Source organism: Lacipirellula limnantheis (assembly GCF_007746075.1).
In the GTDB taxonomy this organism is placed as follows: domain Bacteria; phylum Planctomycetota; class Planctomycetia; order Pirellulales; family Lacipirellulaceae; genus Lacipirellula; species Lacipirellula limnantheis.
The window spans coordinates 4,724,681-4,748,371 of sequence record NZ_CP036339.1; the positions used below are offsets into that span (position 1 = coordinate 4,724,681).

The 23,691-nt window shown below is 62.1% G+C and carries 16 protein-coding genes; 7 read left to right on the forward strand and 9 right to left on the reverse strand.

Annotation, left to right across the window (positions count from 1 at the left end; translation table 11 throughout):
* Window positions 1-26 precede the first annotated feature (26 nt).
* The 5 genes from I41_RS18385 (at window position 27) to I41_RS18405 (ending at window position 9,641) form a co-directional block, all read left to right on the forward strand.
* Window positions 27-1,619: a sigma-54 interaction domain-containing protein gene (locus I41_RS18385; protein WP_145434377.1), complete on the forward strand. Its 1,593-nt coding sequence runs from the start codon at window positions 27-29 to the stop codon at window positions 1,617-1,619.
* Between the two features lie 796 nt (window positions 1,620-2,415).
* Window positions 2,416-5,292 (forward strand): efflux RND transporter permease subunit, encoded by a 2,877-nt coding sequence (locus tag I41_RS18390; protein WP_145434379.1) that lies wholly within the window; start codon window positions 2,416-2,418, stop codon window positions 5,290-5,292.
* A 49-nt stretch (window positions 5,293-5,341) separates the two neighbouring features.
* Window positions 5,342-6,826 carry an MFS transporter gene (locus I41_RS18395; protein WP_145434381.1) on the forward strand — a complete coding sequence of 495 codons (1,485 nt, stop codon included), beginning with the start codon at window positions 5,342-5,344 and terminating at the stop codon, window positions 6,824-6,826.
* A gap of 84 nt (window positions 6,827-6,910) precedes the next feature.
* Entirely contained in the window at window positions 6,911-8,275 is a 1,365-nt protein-coding gene (locus I41_RS18400; RefSeq protein ID WP_145434383.1) for an MFS transporter, read from the forward strand.
* A 4-nt stretch (window positions 8,276-8,279) separates the two neighbouring features.
* Window positions 8,280-9,641, forward strand: a complete 1,362-nt coding sequence (locus tag I41_RS18405; protein ID WP_145434385.1) for an NAD(P)/FAD-dependent oxidoreductase — start codon at window positions 8,280-8,282, stop codon at window positions 9,639-9,641.
* A 156-nt stretch (window positions 9,642-9,797) separates the two neighbouring features.
* Here the strand turns inward: I41_RS18405 and I41_RS28330 are convergent, their stop codons facing one another.
* The gene (locus I41_RS28330; RefSeq protein ID WP_145434387.1) at window positions 9,798-10,874 is read right to left on the reverse strand and encodes an OmpA/MotB family protein; all 1,077 of its coding nucleotides are present in this window, start codon (window positions 10,872-10,874) and stop codon (window positions 9,798-9,800) included.
* A 174-nt stretch (window positions 10,875-11,048) separates the two neighbouring features.
* Entirely contained in the window at window positions 11,049-11,909 is an 861-nt protein-coding gene (gene motA / locus I41_RS18415) for a flagellar motor stator protein MotA (RefSeq protein ID WP_145434389.1), read from the reverse strand.
* A gap of 481 nt (window positions 11,910-12,390) precedes the next feature.
* On the opposite strand from motA, the gene I41_RS18420 reads away from it, so the two are divergent.
* Together I41_RS18420 and I41_RS18425 are read left to right on the forward strand one after the other, a co-directional pair.
* On the forward strand, window positions 12,391-14,811 hold the full coding sequence (locus tag I41_RS18420) for a PSD1 and planctomycete cytochrome C domain-containing protein (RefSeq protein ID WP_210420995.1): 2,421 nt from the start codon (window positions 12,391-12,393) through the stop codon (window positions 14,809-14,811).
* 37 nt (window positions 14,812-14,848) lie between these two features.
* Window positions 14,849-16,327, forward strand: a complete 1,479-nt coding sequence (locus I41_RS18425) for a DUF1501 domain-containing protein (protein WP_145434391.1) — start codon at window positions 14,849-14,851, stop codon at window positions 16,325-16,327.
* A gap of 125 nt (window positions 16,328-16,452) precedes the next feature.
* On the opposite strand, the gene I41_RS18430 is transcribed toward I41_RS18425, so the two are convergent.
* The 7 genes from I41_RS18430 to I41_RS18460 all read right to left on the reverse strand — a co-directional run bounded on the left by I41_RS18430 (window position 16,453) and on the right by I41_RS18460 (window position 23,268).
* Window positions 16,453-16,818, reverse strand: a complete 366-nt coding sequence (locus I41_RS18430) for an STAS domain-containing protein (RefSeq protein WP_168207000.1) — start codon at window positions 16,816-16,818, stop codon at window positions 16,453-16,455.
* A 255-nt stretch (window positions 16,819-17,073) separates the two neighbouring features.
* Window positions 17,074-18,051 carry a hypothetical protein gene (locus tag I41_RS18435; RefSeq protein WP_145434394.1) on the reverse strand — a complete coding sequence of 326 codons (978 nt, stop codon included), beginning with the start codon at window positions 18,049-18,051 and terminating at the stop codon, window positions 17,074-17,076.
* Between the two features lie 177 nt (window positions 18,052-18,228).
* Entirely contained in the window at window positions 18,229-19,677 is a 1,449-nt protein-coding gene (locus I41_RS18440; protein WP_145434396.1) for a TAXI family TRAP transporter solute-binding subunit, read from the reverse strand.
* Between the two features lie 123 nt (window positions 19,678-19,800).
* Window positions 19,801-20,604 (reverse strand): alpha/beta fold hydrolase, encoded by an 804-nt coding sequence (locus I41_RS18445; protein ID WP_145434409.1) that lies wholly within the window; start codon window positions 20,602-20,604, stop codon window positions 19,801-19,803.
* 62 nt (window positions 20,605-20,666) lie between these two features.
* The gene (locus tag I41_RS18450; RefSeq protein WP_210420996.1) at window positions 20,667-21,491 is read right to left on the reverse strand and encodes a sugar phosphate isomerase/epimerase family protein; all 825 of its coding nucleotides are present in this window, start codon (window positions 21,489-21,491) and stop codon (window positions 20,667-20,669) included.
* A gap of 75 nt (window positions 21,492-21,566) precedes the next feature.
* Window positions 21,567-22,610, reverse strand: a complete 1,044-nt coding sequence (locus I41_RS18455; protein WP_145434411.1) for a sugar phosphate isomerase/epimerase family protein — start codon at window positions 22,608-22,610, stop codon at window positions 21,567-21,569.
* A gap of 130 nt (window positions 22,611-22,740) precedes the next feature.
* Window positions 22,741-23,268, reverse strand: a complete 528-nt coding sequence (locus tag I41_RS18460) for a DinB family protein (protein ID WP_246133699.1) — start codon at window positions 23,266-23,268, stop codon at window positions 22,741-22,743.
* Window positions 23,269-23,691 lie beyond the last annotated feature (423 nt).

Below are 23,691 nucleotides of genomic sequence, written 5' to 3' on the forward strand. Positions count from 1 at the left end.
ATTTGACGGAATCAACTGGACGGCCCATGGAACGTTTTCGCGAGGTCCTGCTCGCCGTCTGGCGCGAGGCTTGTCAGCACATCGAAATCAATGAGTCGATTACTGGAATTGCCGAGCTACTCGCTGCCGACTTGCCGCTCGACTTCATGACGGTCGAACGCATCGTCCCCGAGCATCGCATGATTGCCACGGTTGCGGCGGCGCCTCACCACCCGCCCTCGGGCATGGCCGCCAGTCGCGAGTGCACGCCAGAGGAAATGAAAAAGCTGTTGGCCTGGGTCAGGATCGGACGGCTGAGCGCGCCGTATGTTCCTGGCGGCGCCCCCGAGGCGACGCTCGACGTTCTGGCCCTGCCGCGCGGCTCGCACGACGTGCGGGTCGCTCCTCTCTCCAGCAGGGGGGAAGCCGTCGGCGCTCTCGTCGTCGCGGCGAAGCGCGGCGAGAAATTCACACTTGCTCATGAAGAGATGCTCTCCTGGATGCAGGAGCCGCTCGCCGTGGCCCTGGAGAATGATCGGCGTCTGCACGAGCTCGCGGCACTGCGCGAGGCGGCTGAGGCCGACCGGCGTTCCTTGTTGCGAAGATTAGGACGTCAGGAGATCAACGACCTGATTGTGGGCGAACGCCAGGGACTCGCGCCGGTAATGAAGCGGGTCGATCTGGTCAGCACGTCCGACGCTCCGGTGCTGCTGCTCGGCGAAACCGGCACCGGCAAAGAGGTGGTCGCGCGAGCCATCCATACCCGGAGCGATCGCCGCGACGGACCATTCATTCGCGTCAACTGCGGGGCCATCCCGCCCGAACTCGTCGACTCGCAACTGTTCGGACACGAAAAGGGAAGCTTCACCGGCGCCTCGGAGACGCGCCAAGGGTGGTTCGAGCGCGCCGACGGAGGGACGCTGTTCCTCGATGAAATCGGCGAGCTACCCCACGATGCCCAGGTGCGCTTTCTGCGCGTGCTGCAAGATTCGTTCATTGAACGGGTCGGCGGCCGCGAGCCGATCCGAGTCGACGTCCGCGTGATCGCCGCGACTCATCGCGATCTTTCGGCGATGGTCCGCGAAGGGCGTTTTCGCGAGGATTTATGGTACCGCATTGCTGTCTTCCCGATCCTGCTCCCTCCGCTGCGCGAGCGGCTGGGAGATATTCCCCAACTCGCGTCTCACTTCGCTGAGCGGGCCGCGGTCCGCTTTAGCCTGTCGCCCGTAGCGCCGACCGAGCAAGACATCGAGGCGCTGCGCTCCTATTCGTGGCCGGGCAATATTCGGGAACTGGGGGCAGTGATCGATCGCTCTGCCATTCTGGGCGAAGGGCATACCTTGGAGATTGCGGCGGCTCTGGGCTTTAGCGTCGACGCGGGGAGGCAGCTGCCGCCGATTCCAGCCGTCGCCCCCGGTCTGCCGGCCCACTCCGCCAACGGCGGTGGCGACGAAGACGGCATCGGCTCGCTCGACGACGCGCTCCGTCGGCACATCAAAGCAGCGCTGAAACGGGCTCGCGGCCGCATTGAAGGCCCGCGCGGCGTGGCGGCAATGCTGGAGATCAATCCGCACACGCTCCGCGCCCGCATGAGGAAGCTGAAGATCAACTGGTCGGAATTTCGCGAGGAAGGGGTCTGATGCGCGTCGTGCGTCTTCCTGCCTCCGCGGAGAGAAGAAGAATCTGGCGAGTCAATCGAGAGTCCAGATTCTTCGCTCCGCTCAGAATGACCCTGCTGTTATCCATCATTCGCTCTCAACGAACGCTTCAAGCGGCGCGTCGAGAAAGCTCGCCGCGGCAGGCACAATAAACAACAAGGCGCCGTGGGAAACCCACGGCGCCTTGAGGCGTTCTTATCGCTGCCAAGGTTGCAGCGTAAACCGCCGCACCAGGTTACTTGCCCTTCTTCGGGGCAGCAGCGGGCTTGCCCTTTCCGGCGGGTTGTTGCTTGGTGCTCTTGGCGGCATTCTTCGGCTGAGCCATCGGAGGAATCTCCAAAACGAAATAGTCCCCGCAGTCAGGCAGGCGATCATCGCCTGAGCATTCGTAACTGCTGCAGAGTTGGCGAGGACGATATGGAGATCGGCGGGAGCCGTCAAGGTCGATCTGATCGGCGCACCTTCGCAAAGCGAGCTTAAAGGCTGCTTAATACTGGAAGGCCGGCCGCGCACCATGTAACAGCGCGACATCGCTTCGCACTTAACTTCATAGAGCCGTAAAAAGCAGTGGTTTTCGCTGAACGGCGGTCCTTTTTGGGCCCGAAGCGGCAGTCCGCCGTCGCGCGAACGAGTCACAATCGGCAGCTCCGGTTCATCTTGAGCCATCGCTGCAATCGGGCCAGAATAGAGCACTTAGGTTTTTGGACGAACCGCCTGCCGCCGGCACGACGCCCCATTCACGCGAGCCCGTCGCGCTCGCCAATCCAATTCAGCACGCATGGCCAAACCCTCGCTACTCGATCGCTACAAGAACAAGATTCTCGTCTTGGCAGTGCTGCTCACGCCGCTGGCATGCTACGGTGCGCTCAAGGCGATCGTTAACAATCGGAACGACGTCTCCGACTGGCTCCCCAAGAGTTATCCCGAGACGGTCGAGCTGCGCTGGTTCCGCAAGCATTTCGCGGCCGACCAGTTCATTCTCGTCAGCTGGGATGGCGCGGAGCTCGGCGAGGCCCACGACGGCTCGCAGGACGATCCGCGGATTCAGAAGCTGGCCGATGCGCTGCTGGAAGTAAAGCTCCCCGAGAAGGCGGGCGGCGGCCAGGCCTTCACGACGGTCACGACCGCCCGCAGCGTTCTCAAGCAGTTGATGTCGCCGCCGCAAAGCCTGCCCCGCAAGCAGGCGACCGAACGACTCACCGGCGGACTCGTGGGTGCTAACGGCAAACAGACGGTCGTCATGGCGACGCTATCGGCTGACGCGGCCGCGAACCTGAAATACTCGGTCAGCGCGCCGAAGGCGGGGCTCGGGCTGAAGAAGTGGCCTACCTCGCCCCTCTACCAGGCGTTGGAAATGGCCGGCATCAGCCGCAGCGAAGTCCGCCTGGGCGGCCCGCCGATCGACAACGTCTCGATCGACGACGAGGGCGAGAAGACGCTGCTGCGTCTGGCGGGCCTGGCAGGCTTGCTCGGTATTGGGCTGGCCTATTGGTCGCTCCGCAGCGTCTGGATGACGGCGCTCGTTTTCTCGTGCGGGATTCTCAGCGCGGCGGTGTCACTGGCCATGGTGCCGCTCTTGGGCCACCGCATGGACGCGATCCTGATGTCGATGCCCGCGCTCATCTATGTGCTGGCCGTTTCCGGCGCGGTGCACATCATCAACTACTACCGGCAGGCGGCGCTGGAGCAGGGTAATCTCGACCACGCCGTTGAACATGCCGTGGCGCATGCCTGGCGACCTGCGATCCTCTGTGCGGTCACCAGCGGCATCGGTCTCGCCTCGCTGCTGACCAGCGACATCGTCCCAATCGCCAAGTTCGGCGGGTTCTCGGCGCTTGGTAACTTCACGATGCTGATCGTGCTGTTCCTCGTGTTGCCGGCCGCCATGAAGCGCTGGACCTGGAAGCCGCCCGAATACCTGGCGATGCTCGCCGGCAAAAAGGTCGAGAAGATGGGCGACGAGTCAGAATTTGGCGCGGCCGGCTGGACCCGTTTTGGCAATTTTATTCGCCGCCATCATGCCATGGTGCTCGGCGCCAGCATGGCGACGATCGTCGTCCTCTGCGCAGGCTTGCCGCGGACGACGACGTCCATCGATCTGCTCAAGCTCTTCAGCGAAGATGCCAAGCTCCTGGACGACTATCGCTGGTTCGAGAATAACCTCGGGCGCATCGTGCCGATGGAACTAGTGGTTCGCTTCCCGCGAGAAACGCAGTACGAGTCCGCTCCTGAAAGTCTCGCCGCCGGTCAGAAGGTCGATCGCCACACGTTCTTCGAGCGACTGAAACTGGTCGAACGGATCGAGAAGAGCGTGCAGGATCGTCTGGGGCCTAAAGGTGACGATCTCATTGGCGCCACGATGAGCGCCGCGACTTTCGCCCCGGATCTCGGCGGCGGTGAAAGCGGCGTCGGCGCCAGCACCTATCGCGGCGTCGTCAACAAGCGACTCCTCGCGTCGCGTCAGGAGTTGGAGGGCTCCGGCTTCCTGAAGGTTGAAGGGCCCGAAGCGGGCGAACGCGCCGGCGACGAGCTCTGGCGGATCAGCATTCGCGTCGCGGCGTTTCACGATATCAATCATGGCGAGCTGGTCGATCGCATGAAGGCGGCCGTCAAGCCGGTGCTTACCGCCCGCGCTGCGAGCGTCGACGCACTGGAAGGCCTCTCGCAGCGACGCCTCGGTCAGCCGAACGGCGCTAGGGTCGTTGCGTTGCGCTTGCCCGAATCGAAAGGCGTCACCGAAGACGTCGTCGCCTTTATCAGCAGCAAGAACGTCACGGCGCAGACGGCTGCGGTCAATCTCGAGGCCCTCAGCGACGAGCAGATCGCCAAGAACCTTGGAGCTTTCGACGGCGTCGTGTTAACCGGCGGTTACGGCGCGCACGACTACGAGCGGCTTCGCAAGGCGTCGATTCCGATCCTCGCCTCCTTTGATGCGGCGGAGCGGCAAGTCGCCAATGGCAACAGCGTCGACGATGGCTCCGCGGAAGTCGACGTTGTTTACACCGGCGTGATCCCAGTCGTTTACAAGGCGCAGCACGCGTTGCTGCAAAGCCTTATCTCCAGCACTTGGTGGTCGTTTATGACGATCACGCCGCTGATGATGTTCGTCTGCCGCGGCATTGCCGCCGGCGCCGTGGTGATGGTCCCGAACACGTTGCCGGTCCTCGTCGTCTTCGGCGGCATGGGATGGCTCGGCATTCCGGTCGACATTGGCTCGATGATGGCCGCGAGCATTGCTCTTGGGGTCGCGGTAGACGATACGATCCATTTCCTGGCGTGGTACAAGGACGATCTGCGCGCTCTGGGCGATCGCTCGGAGGCCGTCCTTTGTTCGTACCGACGATCAGCCAACGCGACGCTGCAGGCGGGGCTGATCAACGGCCTGGGCTTGTCGGTGTTCGCGACGAGCTCCTTCACGCCGACGCAGCGATTCGGGTGGCTGATGCTTACGATCCTTGTCGCGGGCATCGTCGCCGAACTGATCATGTTGCCGTCGATCATGTTCGGCCCCATTGGTCGCGTCTTTGACTTGAAGAAGGAGAAGCGGCGTCCCGCGACGGAGCCAATCAGCGTCAGAGGCCGCGTCGATTCGATTCTTTCCCCGCTTGACCGTCGGCGCGCCCTCAGGGAACATGGGGCGAGTTTGAAGATTTAACGCCGCGCCCGTCGCATGGATGCGCAGGGCAGACAGACCGAGACTGCCCATGTCCGATGCATCGTCCCAGCGCATGACGTTCTCTCTCTGGATCGTCTGCGTCATCGCCGCGATTGGCTTTGCGTTTGATATTTACGAACTTCTGATGCTGCCCCTGATCATTGGGCCGGCACTGCAGGAACTCGGCGGCTTGACGCGCGGCACGCCGGAGTTCACTCGGTGGTTTGGACTGCTCTTCTACGTGCCGGCCGTCTGCGGCGGCATTTTCGGGCTACTCGGCGGCTACCTCACGGATCGCTACGGTCGACGGCGGGTGCTGACGTGGAGCATTCTGCTCTACGCATTCTCGGCGTTCTTCGCTGGTTTTTCGACTAGTCTGCCGATGCTCCTGTTCTTTCGCACGACGACCTTTATCGGCGTTTGCGTTGAATTTGTCGCCGCCGTTGCATGGCTGGCGGAACTCTTCGACGATCCGGTCCGGCGCGAGAAAGTCCTCGGCTATACGCAAGCCTTTTCGTCGATCGGCGGCTTGCTGATCGCCGTCGTGAACGGGCTGATCGTCCGCCACTCGGCCAGCTTCCCGGCGATCCAGATGCCGTCGTTCCTCACGCCTGTCTTCGGCTCGATCGGTCCGAATTATCAGCACGCCGATTGGCGCTACACGCTCATGAGCGGCCTGATTCCCGCGATTCCGCTGATCATTATTCGACCGTTTCTCCCCGAGTCGCCGAAGTGGAAAGAAAAGAAGGAGGCCGGTACGCTGCGGCGGCCTAGCATTCGCGAACTCTTCTCGCCAGAGCTGCGTCGCACCACGATCGTTACGACGATCATGTTCGCCCTCAGCTACGGCGTGGCGTTTGGCGCCATCCAGCAGATGCCGCAGATCGTCCCCGGCATCGATCTGGTCAAAGCGAACGTCGCAAAGGCAGCCGAGGCGGCGCCGGCTGACAAGAAGGCAGCGGTCAGCGGCCGCATTGTCGGCGAGACCGTGGCCAACTATACCAAGGCGCAAGAAACGGGCGGCTTGTTCGGCCGATTCGCCCTCGCGATGCTGGTCGCCCATATCGCCAGCCGCCGGGCATTGTTGCGCATGTTCCTGATTCCGGGGCTGATCCTGATTCCGTTTATTTTCTGGGCGTTCGCGCGCGGTCAGGAAAAGGTTTTCTTCAGTTTCGACTTGAGTTGGATTCCAGGCTTCCATGAAGTAAACGTCTCGATGTTGGGAATCGGCATTTTCATCGCCGGGTTCTTCACGGTGGCGCAGTTCAGCTTCTGGGGAAACTATTTGCCGAAGGCTTACCCGCTGCATCTTCGCGGCACAGGCGAGAGCTTTGCCGCGAACATTGGCGGGCGGATGTTCGGTACTCCCTTCGCCTATCTGACGCAGCAAATTGCGAGTCAGTCGTTTGTTCCGGGCGAGACTCCCTTCGCCAAGACGGCGGTCGTCGCCGCCGGCGTGGCGTTCGCGCTTTATCTTGCGAACCTCATCTTCTCGGCCGTGCTTCCCGAACAAGGAGCGGAGCACGTCGACTGAACATTCCCGCGGCGGCGCACGAGGCGTCGCCCGCAGCCAACTTCCGACTAGGCGCGGCGCCGAATTGCGTCGTCTCATCGAATCATGTCGCCAGACTCGCGCATTGCCTGGTATCGTCAACTGACGCCGTATCATTGGTTCGTCTTTCTCGTCGCCTCGGCCTGCTGGTGCTTTGATTGCCTCGACCAGCGGTTGTTCACGCTCGCGCGGGTTCCCGCGGTTACCGCATTGATGCCGGCGGGAACCGACCCCGGAATTGTGCAGGCGAAGGGAAAAGACGTCACCGCGATCTTTCTCATCGGCTGGGGCATTGGCGGCCTCATCTTCGGCGCGTTGGGAGACAAGTATGGCCGAGCTAAGATGCTCACCGTGACGGTGCTGCTTTACTCGGGATTCACCGGATTCACCTTTTTCAGTCGGACCTTTTTTGATTTTGCGTTGTTTCGCTTCATGACCGGCCTGGGCGTGGGCGGCGTCTTCGGCCTTGCCGTGGCGCTGATCGCCGAGACGGTACCCAATGGCGCCCGCACCGGGGCGCTGGGCATGCTGCAGGTCCTTTCGACCGTCGGCAATCTCTCGGCCGGCGCCTTCAAGACGCTGTTCGATTCACTCGAAACGAGCGGAAGAATCGCTGCGGGCGAATCATGGCGGTGGATGTTTTTGGTCGGCGCGCTGCCTGCCGTGCTCGTCATCTTCACCGCGAAGTTCTTGCGCGAGCCCGAGCCGTGGCTCAAGGCCAAGGCAGAAGGCCTACTGGGCGGCCACGGCGTTCTGACGCCCTACTTCTCGCTGCTCGCGGAAACCAAGTGGCGCCGAAATCTTTTGGTCGGCACCGTTCTTGCATCCACCGGCGTCGTCGGCCTGTGGGCGATCGGCGAATACGCCCCCGATGTCCAGCGTTACATTTTCACCAAGCATTTCGAGGCAGAAGGGCTCTCAGCGCCCGAGGTCAAAGCCAAGGTCAATCAGGCAATCACCAGGGCCTATGTCCTCAACATGATCGGCGCCGCCTTTGGTATGTGGGCGTTCACTCGCGTGGCAATGTGGCTCGGCCGGCGCCCGGCGTTCGCCCTCGGCTTCACCGCAGCGCTCGTCGTCACTGTTTACGCCTACTGGCAGATGAAAACGCCGTTCGACGCATACTGGATGATGCCGCTGATGGGCGCGACGCATTTGGCGACATTCGCCGGCTTTGCCATTTATTTGCCAGAATTGTTCCCCAGCCGCATGCGGAGCACCGGCACGTCATTTTGCTACAATATCGGGCGATTTGCCGCGGCGGGCGGAAGCCTCTTCTCGGCAAAGCTGGCGACCGACTTGTATGGCCAGTTTCCGACGCCGCTCAAAGAGCGCTACGCCGCCATGACCATGTGTCTGATCTTCTTGCTGGGGCTCGCGATCCTACCGTTCGCTCCGGAAACTAAAGACAAGCCCCTGCCTGAGGAATGAATTGATGACTGCCCCAGCCGCTAAGTCTCGCCCTCGCGTCGTTGTCGTGGGGGGAGGATTCGCTGGCTTGAACGCAGTCAAGGCGCTCAAACGTTCGCCCGTCGACGTGATCCTCATCGATCGACGCAACTTTCATCTCTTCCAACCGCTCCTCTATCAGGTGGCTACCGGCGGCCTCTCGCCGGCGAACATCGCGGCGCCGCTCCGCTGGATCTTTTCGCGGCAGCAAAACTGCGAAGTGATGCTCGCCGAGGTCGTCGGCTTCGATCTCGATCTGAAGCGGGTCCACACGACGCAAGGCGATGTGCCGTACGACTATCTGATCGTCGCCGCCGGTTCGCGGCATAGCTACTTTGGCCGGGACGACTGGGCCCAATTCGCCCCTGGGCTCAAAACGATTGAAGACGCCACCGATATTCGTCGTCGCGTCTATTCGGCGTTCGAGCAAGCGGAAACGGAGAGCGACCCCGCCGTGCGCCGCGCGCTACTTAACTTCGCGATCGTTGGCGGCGGACCGACCGGCGTGGAACTTGCCGGGGCTCTCGCCGAGATTGCCCGGCACAGCCTAAAGCACGACTTCCGCCAGATCGATCCTGCCGAAGCGAGCATCACGCTGGTGGAGGCGGGCAATCGCGTGCTCGGATCGTTCCCCGAAGATCTCTCGAAAAAAGCGCTGGCGACCCTGCACAATCTGGGAGTTCATGTTCGGACGGGGACGATGGTCACCGCGATCGACCAGAACGGCATTGAAATGAAGTCGACGCTCGGCGCGGAGCACTGGCCGACCAAAACGGTCCTGTGGGCCGCCGGGGTCAAGGCGTCACCGCTGGGCAAGGCGCTCGCCTCGGCGTGCACCGCGGCGATCGACAGGGCAGGGCGGTTGATCGTCGAGAAAGACTTCTCGCTCGCAGGTCGACCCGACGTGTTCGTCCTGGGCGACATGTCGAGCTATTCGCATCAAGGAGGCAAGCCATTACCAGGCGTCGCTCAGCCCGCCATCCAGGAGGGACGCTTCGTCGCCAAACTCATCACCGCGCGCCTCCGCGGAAAACAGGACCCCACGTTCCACTACAAGGATCTTGGCAACCTCGCCACGATCGGTCGCAGCGCCGCGGTGGCCGACATCAAAGGAGTCCATTTCTCGGGCTTCTTGGCTTGGTGGCTTTGGCTACTGGTCCATTTGATGCACATCGCCAATTTTCGCAATCGGCTACTTGTGCTGACGCAGTGGGCCTGGAATTACTGCACTCACGACCGCTCGGCCCGACTGATTACCGGCGACGTTCCATCCGACGACGACCTCGCGGCACTGCAAAATCTGGCGATCCCGACCAAGCCGGCGATTACTCCTGCCCCCACGAAGTAAGCGGCCCAGCTTGGGCCGCCTATTACCTGTCCGCCATGACTGCCTAGACTGACCGGTTGGCTTTGAAGAGCCAGCATGGCTACGGCGTGGTGACCTGCGCCCGACTGAATCGGCATCCGCAGGGAGGCGACAAACGAGCGGAGTCTTCACCCGCTGCTAGTGTGGCGGCGGGACGTGGACCTCGGCAGGGGGATGCGCCGCCCCATGGTCGTCATGCGCGTCTGAGTCCTCGGCGGCGGCGTTAGGCTTGCCGTGCGCTGCTGCGTCGTCATTCGAGTCTGCTTTGCCATGCGTCCTGGCATCGTGGTGCACATCGGTTAAGCCTTGCTCGTCCGCTGCGGCGTGATCGTCGCTGGCAGCGTGCGGCGCGGGTGCCTCGTTCGATGCTCCTGACCCTCCGTGGTTATGGGCGGCTGCCGGTTCGTGTGGGTTGCCAGAGTCGGCAGGGGCATGACTAGCGTGCGTTCCGACGGCTGTGGGCGCCTCATGTGGCTGGCTGACGTCGGTGACGTCGGTCTCGACGCTACGGACCTCCGCGTGGGCCATTCCTTGGGCAGAAACGGGCTCCATGGTTGCTTCGACCGGTTCCTCTTCCGCCTTTCGTCGTTCCCATGGAATGTCAGCCAGATCGGGAAGCAAGATCACGTCAACACGCGAGTTCAATTTCAACTCGTCAGGCGACAAGTTCGCAGCGAGCGGTTCGTTGCCCTCGGCCTGACTTAAACGAATGCGCTCGGGTTCGACGCCGAGCGTTTGCAATTCCTCACGAACTCTTTGGCAGCGGGCGAAGCACATCGCCCAGTGATCTTGGAACGGGCTGTCAGGCGGCAGCGGGCTACGAATGCAATGAGCCCGCACTTCCACGCGATTGAGTTTGCCGGCCATCATGGGGGCGAACTCGCGCACCGATTCGAGTTGTTCCGGTTCGAGCGTCGCCGACCCTTCGGGGAACAGCAGGGTGAACTGGTAATCGGTAACGTCGCCCGAGATCGCCAGCCGCCGTTTCTGCGGTTGGGCCGTGTGGCCGTACATCGGATCGAGCACGGGTCTGGCGGTGCCCGCAGCGCCCTTTTGGTGGCTCTTGTAAGTGGCGAACGGCTCGCGGAAATATCCGGCGACCGCCTCCTTAATGCCCGGCTTTTGACTGGTGAGCCACATCACCATGAAAAACGCCATCATCGCGGTCACGAAGTCCGCGTAGGCCACTTTCCATGCTCCGCCGCCGCCAGCCATTGCAGTTCTGCTTTGCTATTGATTCAAGGATTAAGACTAACCACCAAGGCACGAAGGACTCACCAAGAAGAAAAAACAAATAATAGTCGGATGATCCTTCAGCGTGCGATTGGCCTCACAAGCTGATTCTTGGTGCTGTTTATTCGTGTCTTGGCGTCCTAGCGGTTATCTGAATTAGGTCGCGTCGACTTCCTGGAACATCGCTTCGAGTTCTTCGCGCGTGGGCCGGTTTTCCGTCATGACGCCGCGACGGGCCTGGTCGATCGCCACTTTGGGCGGCAGATCGTTCGCAAAGCCGGTAATGATCGTGGCAATAGTCCGAAAGAATGCGATTTCCGCGAGTCCGAGCAACCCCATGCGGGCCGCCAACGGGGCGACGAAGCCGTAGGACATCAAAATGCCCAGGAACGTTCCGACCAAGGCGGCGCCGACTTTGTGTCCGATTTCTGCCGGGGGGCCGTCGATGTGCCCCATCGTGATGACGATGCCAAGCACGGCCGCGACGATGCCGAAGCCGGGCAGGCCGTCGGCCGTCGTTTGGAGGGCGTGCGTCGGCACGTGATGCTCCTCCTCGATCACCGCTAGGTCGGCGGCGAACAGGGCGGGGAGCTGCTCCTTGCGTGCCGTCCCTTCGACGAGCGGGATCAGCCCGCTGCAGATAAAGTCGCAGACGTGGTGGTTGTTCGCCACGCGCGGATACTTTGTGAAGATTGAGCTTTCGTGCGGATGGGAGACGTGCACTTCCAGCCCCAACAGTCCCTCCCGGCGAGCCGTGCGGAGCAAGTCGTACATCAGCCGAAAGAGATCGCCGTACATCGCCTTGGTAAAGGGAGAGCCCTTGATGGCTTGGATGATCCCCTTAAACAGATCAATGAGGACTTTCTTCGGCGACATCACGATGAGAGCGCCGAGCGAAGCGCCGCCGATCGTCACGATTTCCGAGGGATGGATAAGCGCGCCGATGTGACCGCCGGCCCAGGTAAAGCCGGCGAGCACGGCGCCCACCACCACGAAACATCCGAGAATGACGATCATCTAGCTGTCCTAAGTCCTGCCGCCGAGATAACTCGCTGAAGATCGGCCTAGGTTGGCGCCGCAACAGGGAAATCTACGCTCCCGCGGCGCACGGTTCCTCCGGCGGGCGGCACGCGTCGGGAGACGCCGAGCCACGAAAATGTAGGTCACCCGCAGCGGCACGAGGGCGTCGCGTCAGGGATAACGACGGTAGGGGTTGCAGCGGCGAAGTGGTCCATGGTGCGAGTCAGTTCGCGGCCTGACGTCTGTCGCCGAGTTGTCAGCGGGCGCGCCCAAAGCGGGATCCCGAGGCGGCGAGTTCCGCGAGCGAATCAGCGAGAATTATGGGGAATGCGCGGTTTTCAGGGGCTTAGAGGGGGGCGTCTCGACCTAGCCAGGTGGATAGTCGCTTCACCACCAACCACGACAATTCGAGTATCATGCATGGACCTGCCGTGGCGTTCGAGCCGCAGCGGAGCTTTTCACAGGAGGGGATCGAGCCGTGGGCGGCGACTGGAAACCCAAATTGACGCGGACGGCGACGCGCGTGGCGAAGTATCCGTCCGCCTGCTCGTTTTGGGTAGGACTAGCTGCGGCGTTGATCGCCAGCAGCGCGTACGGCGCCGAGGTCCCAAGCTATAACCGCGATGTCCGCCCGATCTTGTCGGATCGCTGCTTCGCGTGTCACGGCCCCGATTCTGGAAAACGCGCCGCCAGTCTGCGGCTCGACACCGAAGAGGGCGCGCACGAGCTGGCGATTATTGCCGGGGACGCCGAGGCGAGCGAGCTCATCGGCCGTGTCACGACTGACGACCCCGATACCCAGATGCCGCCAGTCGACTCAAAGAAGCCTCGCCTATCGACTCGGGAGATTGATGTTCTCCGCCGCTGGATCGACGCTGGCGCCCAGTATGAACCGCACTGGGCGTACGTCCCGCCGATCCGCAACGAACCGCCTGCCGTTCGGCAAAACGATTGGCCGCGAAATGAGATCGACCAGTTCGTGCTGGCCCGGCTCGAGCGAGCCGGGCTGGTCCCCTCAGCAGAAGCCGATCCCGCGACGCTCGTCCGCCGGGTGTACTTCGACCTTACTGGATTGCCTCCCACGCCGGAGCAGGCGGATGAGTTCATCGAAGATCGCACTCCCGGCGCTTACGAAAGGCTGGTCGATCGCCTCCTCGCCTCGGAGGCTTACGGCGAGCGTATGGCGTCGTGGTGGTTTGACCTGGTCCGCTATGCGAACACGGTTGGTTACCACGGCGATCAGGAGCACCGGATCACGCCCTACCGCGATTACGTGATCAAGTCGTTTAACGAGAACCTGCCGTTCGACCAGTTCACGATTGAGCAACTCGCGGGTGATCTACTGCCCAATCCCACCATGTGGCAGCGGGTGGCAAGCGGCTACAACCGGCTCCTGCAAACGACGCATGAAGGGGGGGCACAAGACGCGGAGTACCGCGCCAAACACAACGCCGATCGTGTCCGCAACGTGTCCGAGACCTGGCTCGGCGCCTCGATTGGCTGCGCGGAGTGCCACGACCACAAGTTCGATCCCTACTCGACGGAAGACTTTTACAGCCTTGGGGCGATCTTCGCCGATGTCGATCACTGGGGCTCCTTCGAGAAGGTGTCGAAAAACACTAATCCGACGGAACGGCCGCCTGAGATGTTGGCCTGGACGCTGCCGACATACCGCAGCATCGTCGAGGTCGACGCGAAAATTGCTGAGCTGGAAGAATCGCTCGATGGGACGCTGGTCGACGGGAAGTGGCAAGACCTGCGCAAGCAACTCATGGAGCGGCAAACCGACCGAGTCAAGCTGGAAGGAGAATTCGAGCCGACGATGGTCACCGAGGCGATTGAGCCACGTGAATGTCGTGTGTTGCCGCGGGGCAACTGGATGGACCAGTCGGGCAAGGTCGTCACGCCGGGCGTACCGCATTTTATGACGCAGATCGAAACAGACGGCCGGCGCGTTAGCCGGCTGGATCTGGCGAGATGGCTCGTCTCGCGGCAGCAACCCCTGACGGCGCGTGTGGAAGTCAATCGCCTCTGGCAGCGATTGTTCGGCGCGGGGCTCTCGAAGACGGTAATCGATCTCGGCGCTCAGGGCGAGTGGCCGGTAAACCAGGAGCTGCTCGATTGGCTGGCCATCGAGTTCATGGAAAGCGGCTGGGACGTCAAGCACATCTTGAAGTTAATGGTCACGTCGGCAGCCTATCGGCAGTCATCGCTGCCGCGCGAGGAACTCGACGCGATCGATCCTGAAAATCGATTGGTCGCTCGCCAATCTCGATTCCGGCTCGACGCCGAGGAGATTCGTGACAACGCGCTTGCTGTGAGCGGGCTCCTCGTGATGCAGACCGGCGGCGGCGTCTCGCGGCCGTATCAGCCGGCGGGTTACTACGCGCCGCTGAATTTTCCCGAGCGGGAGTATCAGCCGACGCTCGACCGTGAGCAGTTCCGACGTTCGGTGTACGTTCACTGGCAACGGCAATTCTTGCACCCCTGGCTATTGGCGTTCGATGCACCGACCCGCGAGGAGTGCACGGCCCAGCGACCAATCTCCAACACGCCGAGCGCCGCCTTGGTGCTGCTGAATGATCCTTCGTTCGTGGAGGCGGCGCGCGTCCTGGCAACAAAGACGCTTGAAGCAACCGCTTTGAGTGATGCTGTGCGGCTGGAACGCATTTGGCGCCGCGTTGTCGGACGCCCGGCGAAGATTGAAGAGATCTCGCTGCTACAGGGGTTGTTGGAAAAGCACCGCGCGCACTACGCAGCACGCCAATCCGATGCCGCAGCGCTGCTACGAGTAGGAATGACGGAAGCCGACGCGCAGCTCAATCCCGCAGAGCTGGCGGCGTGGACTTCGGTCTGTCGCGCCTTGCTAAACTTGAACGAGACGATTTCACGAAACTAGTTTGTCCTCCGAGTTCGGCCTGATCACGCGACTTGCCATGACGCCAGAACAATACGCCGCCTGGGAAAGACTCGTCGATCGCCGCACATTCTTCGGACGCACTTCGCTAGGCTTAGGCGCCATGGCGCTGGCCGGCTTGATGCAGCGAAATGTCCGAGCGGCCCGCGTGCAGCAGGGCAGCGGCTCCGCGGAACCAGGGCGCGGTTCGCGCGGCCTCGTCGATCCGCTGCATTTCGCGCCGAAAGCGAGGCGGGTCATTTTCCTCTGCATGGCGGGCGGTCCGTCGCAATTCGAAACCTTCGACGAAAAGCCAAAGCTCGCGGAGTTGCATGGGCAGCCAATGCCCGAGTCGTACACCAAGGGCCAGCCGATCGCGCAACTGCAAGGAAGCGCCTTGCTTGCCCTGAGACCGCTCGCCAAGTTCCAGCGCCACGGCCAGTCAGGCCAGCAAATCAGCGAGTTGCTTCCCCAGATCGGCGAGATTGCGGATGACATCTGCATCATCCGCTCGATGCAAACAGAGCAGATCAATCACGACCCGGCCCAAACCTTTCTGAATGCGGGCACAAGCGTTTCGGGGCGACCGAGCATGGGGGCGTGGATCAACTACGGACTCGGGAGCGAAACCGACGACCTGCCGGGCTTCATCGTGATGAAGAGTCTGGCGGACAGCCGTCCGCCGCAACCAATTTCGTCTCGCCAGTGGCACAGCGGGTTCCTACCCAGCCGTTTTCAGGGCGTTCCCGTATACTCTCAGAATGACCCGGTTCACTTTGTCACCAATCCTCCGGGCGTCGATCGACAGCGGCAACTTGACGTGATCGAGACGGTCAATGGATTGAACCGCATTCGGGACATTGACGAGCAGAATCCGGAGATTGCCGCACGAATTGCGCAGTACGAATTGGCGTTTCGCATGCAGGCGAGCGTGCCGGGGCTCGTTAACATCTCCGACGAGCCCCAACACGTGCTCGACATGTACGGCGTGAAGGGGGCCGACGGCTCGTTCGCCTACAACTGCCTGCTAGCGCGGCGGATGGCGGAGCGCGGCGTGAGATTTATCCAGCTCTATCATCGCGGATGGGACCATCACAACGGGATCAGCAAGTACATTTCGGAGGCATGCTTATCGAGCGACCAGCCGAGCGCCGCTCTCATCGCCGACTTGAAGCAGCGGGGCATGCTGGAAGACACGCTCGTCGTGTGGGGTGGAGAGTTCGGCCGCACGCCCATGGCGCAAGGGGACGTCGACGGCGATGCGGTCGGTCGCGATCACCACATTCGCGGCTTTTCGATGTGGCTGGCCGGCGGCGGGATTCGGCCCGGGATCACCTATGGCGCTACGGACGAGCTCGGCTACTACGCGGCAGAGAACCCGGTGCACATCCACGACCTGCACGCGACGATGATGCGCCTGTTAGGGATCGATCACGAGCGGCTCACCTATCGCTATCAGGGGCGCGATTTCAGGCTCACGGACGTTGCCGGCCACGTGGTTGACGGGATCTTGGCATAGCCCGTTGCCGCGACTACAAGTGCGCGCGGTGCGCTCCCTCGAAGCTCCGCTGATCGCGTGGCGCGACTCAGCGGACTTCGCGTCCCGAAAGCGAGGAGCGGCGACGAGATGAGTCCAAGCAACTTTCATCGCAAGCTCGCATGCCCCGCCGATTCGTAGCAGAGTCTCTCGATCGCTTCGTCCAGCGTCTCGCACAGGACGAAGAACTCGCTGAATCCGGTGGCGTCAACGGTTGCCCGGAGGTCGCGGTTCAGGCCGACAAGTGCGATTTCCCCTCCACGACAGGAGGCCTGGTGGTAAAGCTGGAGCAGCATCCGAAAGCCGGCTTCCGGTACGTCATCGATCTCCGTCAAGTCGACCACGATGCTACGTGCGGATTCAAATGCCGCAGACAGCTCCTCCTGGTAACTCGGCGCATTGCGGCGAGTGATCGCGCCGTTGAACGTGGCAATCAGTACGTCGCCATAGGTTTCGTACGCAAGGCTGCTCATTGAATCGCTTACCGCCGTCGGGTGAGTGGGTTTCGCCGGCTGACTGAAAACCATAGGTCACCGGCGCGACTCGACGGAATGCGATGCGGTTGTCCCCCCCGTCGCGTTGACGAGCGGCAACGGCCACATGACCTTCGTTGCCAAAAAGCAACGCGCAGGGTCGCCGCCGGGCCGAAATCGCCGCAGAAATGCCGGCGACGTGCGGCAAAGAAAAGGCGGCGCAACTGCCCGTCCGGTAAACTGCGGCTCTGCGTGCTATCGCGACAGCATAATGCCGGTCATGAGCGACGCCGTGCCGAGGCTGCCGGAATCGAAGCCGCCAAATTCGATCCAATCGTTGGCAAATTCGACGTCGGCCGTCCAGAGGACGTTGCACGTACTGTAGGTGCGTTTGAGGATGATCGCTTCCGTGCCGAGCAGCAGTCCGCCGAACGTGTCGGTGTTGAGGTAGTTGGACCTGACCGTACTTCCTGGCGTGACAGGGACAATCAGTTCTTGAAGGAATCGCCCTCGCACCGAACCGACGCGCCCGCCGAACCGGGTCGCAAATCTCAACTGCGGATCGCCTTGTCGATCGTCTACGACGTCGCCCCAATACCAGCCTAACGCCAAGTTCACGCCGGCCCGTTTCACCTCCGTCAGATTGACGGAGAATGCGCCGACGACTGGGATCGGGTTGACCACGCCAGCGGCGTTTGTCTCCACGCCGTTCAAGACTCGGTGGGTATTGCCCACGGCCGACAGATACCCGCCGCCGAAATCGAAGAACATTCGCCCCGGCGCCAGTCCGGGGGCGAGCGGTTGCCGGAAGCCGCCATTGATCCCCCAGCCAAGCTTCTGACCGCCTTCGAGTAGGCCTTCGCCGACCACGAAATCGACGCCATAGCGGAGATAGGGACCGGAGATCCAGCCGATCGGCATGTTGCCGTACGAATGGTCGGGTTGATCCGCCGGGTCGACGCCGAACGGTACATTGTAGGAGGGCGCATAGGGCGTACTTACCAACGCTTCTGGTTCGACGAGCGGTTGCTGGAGCGCCTGTTCGCCCTCAAGCGGGGATGAACTTTCCAGCGACTCTTCCGCTGCTACAGCGGCGGCAGAATTCTCGCCGTCGATGAATTCCAGCAGCGTCGCTTCTCCACGCGCAGCCGCCGACCAGCAGCAGGCCAAGCACCACGCAGCGAGCGTGAGCAGTGACCGGCGCCGAATCCCGCTCGCCTTCCGGCGCAACATGGGGTTGGAGCTGAGCACGATGAGAAATGTCCGACGAGGCGCATGGCTGGATCGCTGGCAGCGCGATCTCATGCGTTAGTTCGACGCCGCGCGTTGGCGGAGTTTAGCGATTCTGGTCTCTTTGCCAGCTAGCGTCGCCGGCGCCAAAGCCGACGTTACCGCCGCCAAAGTCGCCTGCTAAGCAGCGGCAAGGTTTCGCGGCTGTAACCGGCCGGATCCAAGCTCAGGGTCCGCCAGCAGTTTGCGGCGCTCGGTGAGGAGGTGCCGGGTATCGGCGACGAGCGTCAAAATGCCGATTAGCGCGTCGTCGCCATCGAGTCTGCCGTTGGCGTAATCCTCGATCACCTTCTGCTTCACTTGTGAGAGCCGCGATTCAAGATACTCGAGGAACTCGCCAGGCAGCGTCGGCGCCGACTCGTCGAGTTCGTGGCCTTGAAGCAGGCGTTCGATGCGGTCGATTTGCCGGAGATGGACGTCGGGTTGGACGGCTCGCAACCCGCGTATGAAACTCCACAGCGCCAGGCAACCGGCGATGGTCGCTCCTGCGACGCTGAGGGCGTCGGTCGTTGGGCCAAGTATCTCGTCGAGATTGAGCGGTCGCCGCGCTCTGAGAAACGCGTCCGACCCGGGGTGGACGGGAAACTCGGGATTCGCATTCGTGACGTCGAGGTTGACCCGCGTATGCGCGGCGACCGCGTCGGTCATCGAGCGCAGCGCGTCGAAGAGCGCACTCGTGGAGACGTCCTTGTTAGCCACCAGCATCAATCGCAGGCCGATTGTTTCGCAATCTTGCGATGGCGTCGCAGGCTGGATTCCATAGGCAAACGCGGGAATGGAGACAGCCTCGACGCGATCGTTGCGCAAGTGGACGCGTTCGCCGGAATGGTTGCGACGGCTGTCGAGGTGGAGCGCGGTGGCGAAGGGGAGCGGCACGAGTCCGTACTCTCCGTCGCGCACCAGCTGGTCGACCAGTTCCGAAGGCATCGAGTCGACGACAAAAGCAGCATCCGGCAGTCGCTCACGGAGTGCGATCTGTTCAGCCCCAGCGGCTGCACGCCAGGCGAGGACCTGATTTAGGAGCGTTGAGGCTGCGTGGCGTTCAGCAACGAACTCGGGGGATTCGTCGGCGGAGTCTTCCATCAACCCGGCGAGCTGCAGCAAATCCTCAGCGAGCCGCGTGCCGTTGGCGCCGGGCTCTCCGATTGACACACGGCGGCCGCGCAATATTTCCAGCGAGGGCGTTGGATCCTTTTCGAGCAATTCGCGGCGGACCAGCAAGTGGAGCGGCTCGACTCCCAGCGTCGCCACTTGACGGACGTTGCGATATTGGGCCGTCGGCAAGCCGCCAAGAATTAGCCCCAAGTCGAGTTCGCCCGCGTCGACCGCATGGCAAATCTGCTCGGAATTGGTGCCGCTGCAAACGTTCACCTCGACGTGACCGCTGATGCCTGCGGCGATGCGTTGGGCCATCTCGGTGCGCAGGGGGCAAACATTGCCGCCGCTGAGCGTCAGCCGTACGGGAGCCCCGCAGTAACAGCGGCAATAGTTAAAGGCAGCGACGCTCAATAGCGTCACGCCGAGAAGTCCGCCGCCAATCGTCCACCAACGCTGATGAGTGCGCATCATCCGACCTCACGCCCTTAACGCTCATGGCATCCGCCATTTACAGGAAGGTGCGGAGGGTAGCAATTGCTAGCAAGCGCGTCGACGGCGAAATCTGGGCGGGAAATTCGGCGGCGTGAAGCGCAGCTACGCCCCGAGAAACCACCTCACAATCCGGGGATTGAAGTCGTCGATGCACTCCCAGTGGAAGGCATGCCCCGCAGCCTCGTAGAGGTGCAGTTCACAGCCCGGAATGCGGGCGGCGATCTCTTGAGCCATCCAAGGGGGCGTGAAAATGTCGCTTTTCCCTCCGATGACCAGCGTGCGGCAGGCAACCCGCTGCAGATCTCCCCATACGTCGTGCGTAACGCAGGCATCGGCCTGAGCCTCTAACGCGTGAAGCGGCTGGGGAGCGGGCTCTTCGGCGGCGAGTCGTCGACCATCCATCAGGGTTTCGTAGCTGGCGTCGTTGTCCCAGTACGGCTTCGCGAAGATCAACAGCTGGAGGTAACGGACGAACTCGGCAGCGGTGAGCTTGGCCTTGGCCACGCGCAGATGTTCGAAGACGTCGCGGGCGTAGCGATCGCAACGTGCCCATGGACACATGAGGACGGCGCTCTCGACTCGCTGCGGGTGACGCAGCATGAGTTGCTGAGCGATCGCACTGCCCATCGAGCAGCCAATGACGCGCGCACGTTCAATACTCATGGCGTCCATCAGGCCTGCGTAGTCGTCCGCCATCATGGCCGAGGTGTACGGGCCTGACGGCATGTCGCTCTTTCCGACGCCCCGGTTGTCGGCCATGATGCAGCGAAAGTGACGTTTCCAGAGCTCCACGTGGTTCGCCCAAACGCTGCCGGGACCGGTGATGCCCATGATACAGATGAGGGGCGGGCCGTCGCCTGCCTCTTCATAGTAGAGTTGGATGCCATTGGTTGCGACGTAGGGCATAGCGTTGTTTCTCGATCGGGTTATCGCGCAGACATTGTTCGACGACCGGTTAGGAAGGGGTCTCAGGCGAGCGCTGGGATCAGGACTTCCTGAATCCAGCGACCGTCGTGCAGGGTGACGCCATCGGGATCATCCACGGCGGCTTCGGCCTCGTCTTCGCAAATGATCCAGCCGGCGTAATTCCAAGACTTGAGCCAGCGAGTCACGCCGATCAAATCGACTTTGCCGGCGCCCATCAGAGCAAACTCAGGCGCCCCATCCCAGTCTTTGAAATGGACATGATTGATTAGCGATTGCCACTGCTGCATGGTCGCGAGCGGATCCATGCCGCCATTGATGATGTGGCCCACGTCGGGCGTCCAGCCGGTGACGGCGCGGTCAAGGCCGTTCAAGATAACTTCGTAGTCTTCGGCGGTGCGATTGATCGACGTCGGCGGCGAATTGGGATGGAACGAAGCATCGACGCCGCGTTCGGCTGCCCGCAGCGAGACCGCGTTGACGTTGCCGACCAGGTTTTGGCGCCGCTGTGCTAGGTCATCTCGGCTAGTCGGCGCCTGCACCGTGCAGAGCAAGGCGCCGGGGAATCGTTGCAGCAGGGCAATAACGCGATCCGCTTCGATGCGCTCTTGCTCGGTCTCCAGCGGGTAGTTCCAGGGCAGGACCAAAGCAATCGCCGCGAGCTCGATGCCGTGCGATTGGAGAGACGCGGCCAGTCGAGTAGGGTCGCTCAGATCACCCATCCAGAAGTGGATCGGTTCAATTCCGGTCAGCCCGGCCTGAGCGGTGACGTCGATCATGTGATCGAGTCGATTGGCATGAGTGGCGCCGCTGCCGCTCATGAACCAGGTGTAGCATTCATTGCCAAAACGGAAGGGCAAGGTAGTCATCGCTGGCAGGCCTGGCTCGCTGTAAGAGTGAAAAGAGAAATGAGCAGGATGGGCGTCGGCTCCGACTGCTTTCGCCTAGTCCGGTTTGGCGGTTCGCGATGCGTGATCGACGACCTTGACGAGTAGTTGCAGAATACGATCCCACGTTTCCGCCGCCTCCAGCGTCTCGTTCGAGATCATGCAGCCGTCCCAACAGATATGTTTGATTGCCGGGCGAGGCACGCCATCGGAATCGAGCAGCCATAAGCTGGCGCACTTCACCACGTCGAGTTTGCCGCGCGGATCATCGGCGCGACAGTGTCGGCCCGTCTTATCATGCGAGCCGCTGCCGAAGACGGTGCCATCGCTTTGCGCGATGTGGACATCGAGCGTCCACGGGCCGAGCGCCCGCGTCATCGTGCTGTAAGCAGTCCAGAACTCGTCGGCGTCGTAGCCATCGCTCAGCAGGCGATGTTCGGGAGCGTTGTAGCCCAGCAAATAGAGATAGGTATGCGCCAGATCGGCCTGAAAACCGACCAACCCGGGTCGATCCACGGCTTCCAGCAATTCGGCCATGTGGCGCCACGAGTGCATGCCGGCCCAGCAGATTTCGCCCTCGGCCGCGAGGACCTCGCCGCAGCCGTCGGCAATTCGTCCCGCCTCGCGAAAGGTGTCCGCGATGCGCCGCGTGTGCTCGCGAGGGTTGGCCGCCCAGCGCGTCGGATTGTCGGCAGAGTCAATCCGGACGGCGCCGTATGGTCGCACGCCCCGCTCGCGCAGCCGGCTCGCAAAGCGGCAAGACTTTTCGACGGCCGCCAGGAAACGCTTGCGCTCGGACGCATCTCCCATTGCACTTCCGCCGCCAAGGTCGCTCCAGACAGGCGCCACGACCGACCCGCACACGAGTCCATGGGCCTGTAGCGTTTCGACAATGCGATTGAGCTCGTCGTCTCCTCGATCCATGTCGACGTGGGGCGCGTAGAGCGACAGATCGACGCCGTCGAACCTCACGTCGCCAGCCGTCGAGGCGCGCGTGAGATCGAGCATTCGCTCCAGCGAGATTGGGGATTGATCAGTCCCGGGGACCTTGCCAACTAGCCCCGGGCCCATGGCATTGTGGAGTTTCCAGTGGATCGCCATCGAGTCTGCGGCAGCGGAGGCCGTCCCTGTCAACTTGGATGCGGAAAGTCAGGTAAGACGGTACTCGATCGTCGCTCCGATTGCCAGTAAAAGTTCGATCAGCGTGGTTGGGCTCGCAACGGGGGCCGGCTTATGCCGCCCCAAGCCCGAGCATCCGACGCCAGGCGCTCATCTGTCCCAGATGCATCATCACATGTCCGCCGGCGTAAAACGCGTGCAAGGACCCCAACGTGGGAAAAAGCTCCGTCGACCGACCGCCGCTCGTATTCGGCCGGCGGAAGACCTCATCGTGAGTCGAGCGCAGCGTCGTGAGTGCGGTTTGGTACCCAGCGAAAAAGCGTTCGACGATTTCATCCTGCGGCGGGTAGATCGATCCCGACGGGTCGTCCTGGCATTGGGAGTCCTTGGAGAAGACCTGAACAAATCCTGCAGATGGTTCGATCGCGGCCGCATCGCCCCCCAGTTGATTGACGACAATCGGTGCATAAATCGAGAGATGGCCCAAGATGAACGCACCGTGATTGGAACAGACGGCCACGCCGCCGGGCGTCGCCCAGCGAGCGAACTGCTGGGGTTTGACGTCGACTAAGAGTCGGCGGGCATTGTTGAGCGCCAATTGCAGCGAATCGGCGATCATCGTTCCAACGACATCAGACACGTCAGACTCCTTGCGAACGGGTGGAATGAAAGCGATCTGGCGTGAGTGATCCTGGTGAACTCCACGGCCAACATGGGAAGCAGTAGAGTGAACGACGCCGTGAATGGGAAGCATCGGGCAGCATGGCTCGTCGTTGCACGGGAGATCTCTCGCCCAAGCCACTGAATTCCCCCGATACCCGGTGGGTACTCGCATAATCGCGCGGCAGGACAGATCGCCGCCCGACCAGGCTCCGAGCGGTGCTCGACGGGATTCGGGCAGCGGGCTCGCCGAGATCCAGCGCAGATCGTCTAGCTAGCAGTCCAAGCGCCAGCTGACTTTTCGGTACGGGCAATCTGGTTTGACTGCACAAAGTTTAATGATCCCCGGTCCCCGCTCTCGATAATGTTGATGGCGATTCGCTTCGCCTGTAGTGAGCGTTCG

Coding starts and splice junctions, on each gene's coding strand:
- I41_RS18400 (WP_145434383.1), top strand. CDS start 6,911: ATGTCGCCAGACTCGCGCATTGCCTGGTATCGTCAACTGACGCCGTAT.
- I41_RS18395 (WP_145434381.1), top strand. CDS start 5,342: ATGTCCGATGCATCGTCCCAGCGCATGACGTTCTCTCTCTGGATCGTC.
- I41_RS18455 (WP_145434411.1), bottom strand. CDS start 22,610: ATGGCGATCCACTGGAAACTCCACAATGCCATGGGCCCGGGGCTAGTT.
- I41_RS18445 (WP_145434409.1), bottom strand. CDS start 20,604: ATGCCCTACGTCGCAACCAATGGCATCCAACTCTACTATGAAGAGGCA.
- I41_RS28330 (WP_145434387.1), bottom strand. CDS start 10,874: ATGGCTGGCGGCGGCGGAGCATGGAAAGTGGCCTACGCGGACTTCGTG.
- I41_RS18435 (WP_145434394.1), bottom strand. CDS start 18,051: ATGTTGCGCCGGAAGGCGAGCGGGATTCGGCGCCGGTCACTGCTCACG.
- motA (WP_145434389.1), bottom strand. CDS start 11,909: ATGATCGTCATTCTCGGATGTTTCGTGGTGGTGGGCGCCGTGCTCGCC.
- I41_RS18385 (WP_145434377.1), top strand. CDS start 27: ATGGAACGTTTTCGCGAGGTCCTGCTCGCCGTCTGGCGCGAGGCTTGT.
- I41_RS18450 (WP_210420996.1), bottom strand. CDS start 21,491: ATGACTACCTTGCCCTTCCGTTTTGGCAATGAATGCTACACCTGGTTC.
- I41_RS18390 (WP_145434379.1), top strand. CDS start 2,416: ATGGCCAAACCCTCGCTACTCGATCGCTACAAGAACAAGATTCTCGTC.
- I41_RS18440 (WP_145434396.1), bottom strand. CDS start 19,677: ATGATGCGCACTCATCAGCGTTGGTGGACGATTGGCGGCGGACTTCTC.
- I41_RS18405 (WP_145434385.1), top strand. CDS start 8,280: ATGACTGCCCCAGCCGCTAAGTCTCGCCCTCGCGTCGTTGTCGTGGGG.
- I41_RS18430 (WP_168207000.1), bottom strand. CDS start 16,818: ATGAGCAGCCTTGCGTACGAAACCTATGGCGACGTACTGATTGCCACG.
- I41_RS18425 (WP_145434391.1), top strand. CDS start 14,849: ATGACGCCAGAACAATACGCCGCCTGGGAAAGACTCGTCGATCGCCGC.